The sequence below is a fragment of the Mesorhizobium sp. FG116 genome (assembly GCF_057809835.1).
The window spans coordinates 1-1613 of record NZ_JBMDKS010000113.1 but is presented as its reverse complement, the minus strand read 5'-3'; the positions used below and the strand labels follow the sequence as shown (position 1 = coordinate 1613).

Below are 1613 nucleotides of genomic sequence, written 5' to 3'. Positions count from 1 at the left end.
ACCGGATCGATAGGGCTGGTCGCGACGCTTGGCGATGATGCCTTCCAAGCCGATCTGGCAGGCATGCTCGAGGAGTTGCGCGCCGTCGGCTTCCACCTCCTCGGAAAGCCGGATTGCGCCGTCGCTGCTGCCGGGCACGACCAGATCCTTCAGCAGATGACGACGCACCGACAGCTCGGAGCCGGTGAGATCATGTCCGTCGAGGTAGAGCAGGTCGAACGCCATAAGGATGGACTCAATCGACGTTCTCTTGCCGCCGCGTCCGCCGAGCGAGGTCTGCAGCGCCCCGAAATCCGACCGTCCGTTGTCATTGAGGACCACAGCCTCGCCGTCAAGGATGGCCGTGTTGACGCCGAGCTGCCTCGCGGCGTCGGCGATCGATGGAAACCTGTGCGTCCAGTCGTGGCCGCCGCGCGTGATGATGCGCACATCCTGCCGATCGATATGGACGGCAAGGCGGTAGCCGTCCCATTTGATCTCGAACAGCCAGTCCGGGCCTGCCGGCGCCTTGGGCTTCAGAAGGGCGAGGCAGGGTTCGATCCGCTGCGGCATCGGGTCGAACGGAAGGTCGGGTTGCCTGGGATCACGTTGGCGCAGGCGCGGTGACTGGATCGCCGGTTCGGATGGCACAAGCAGCGCGGCCGCTCGCTTGGACGGTCGGCGCATCCTAGCGCTTTCCCGAGCGGTTCTCGGCCTCGACGGATTTGCGCAGTGCATCCATGATGTTGATGACGTTGTTTGGCGTTGCCTTCGGCTCGGCGCCCTTCGCCTTGGCCAGCCGCTTCGTCTTCTTGCGCTTCGCCTCGATGATCTCCAGCAGCTTGTCCTGCACCGGATCCGACACAAGCTTGCTGTCCCAATGGCGGGTCTTTTTCTTGATGAACTGCTGAATCAGCGGCATCATCTCGGAATCCGAGGTCTCGCCATCAATATCACCAAAATACGCATCCTCGTCGCGGACCTCATCGCCGTAGCGCAGCGTCCACAGCACGATGCCCTTGCCGCGCGGCTCCAGCATGACGGCTCGCTCGCGGCGCGAGATGACCAGCCGGGAAATGCCGACCATGTCCTCGGCGGCCATCGCGTCGCGTATGACCGAAAACGCCTCCTCACCAACCGCATCGTTGGGCGAAAGATAGTAAGGCGTGTCGAGCCAGATCCATTCGATGGAGTCTCGTGGCGAAAACACGTCGATATCGATGGTCTTGGTACTGTCGAGGGCGACGTTTTCGAGCTCCTCGTCTTCGAGGATGACGTAATCGTTCTCTCCGCGCTGGTAGCCCTTCACCTCGTCCTCGTCGCCGACCTCCTTGCCGGTGACCGCATCGACATAGTGGCTGACGACGCGGTTGTGGGTCTCGCGATTGAGCGTGTGGAAGCGGACCTTCTCGCTTTCCGAGGTCGCCGGCATCATCTGCACCGGGCAGGTCACCAGCGAGAGCTTCAGATAGCCTTTCCAGTAGGAGCGAACCGCCATGGCGTCCTTCTCCGATCAGGCCGCGCGCCTGGAGTTGGCGGCGCGCTTCGGCTCTTTGGCGCTGGACTTCGACTTCGCGGCGGGGCGTTTCGTCTTCTCGTTCGATCCCAGGCCCGCGCTCTGGCGCAGGGCCTGC

The 1613-nt window shown here is 63.1% G+C and carries 2 protein-coding genes; both read right to left on the bottom strand.

Features of this window, described 5'->3' with window-relative positions; genetic code table 11:
- On the bottom strand, positions 1–666 hold a 666-nt coding region (locus ACODTY_RS23975), incomplete at its 3' end, for an ATP-dependent DNA ligase (RefSeq protein WP_488996677.1).
- Between the two features lies 1 nt (position 667).
- Positions 668–1477 (bottom strand): non-homologous end joining protein Ku, encoded by an 810-nt coding sequence (ku, locus tag ACODTY_RS23970; protein WP_488996676.1) that lies wholly within the window; start codon positions 1475–1477, stop codon positions 668–670.
- Positions 1478–1613: the final 136 nt, after the last annotated feature.

Excerpts from the sequence above, each read along its gene's own strand:
- ku (WP_488996676.1), bottom strand. The coding sequence starts at position 1,477 with ATGGCGGTTCGCTCCTACTGGAAAGGCTATCTGAAGCTCTCGCTGGTG.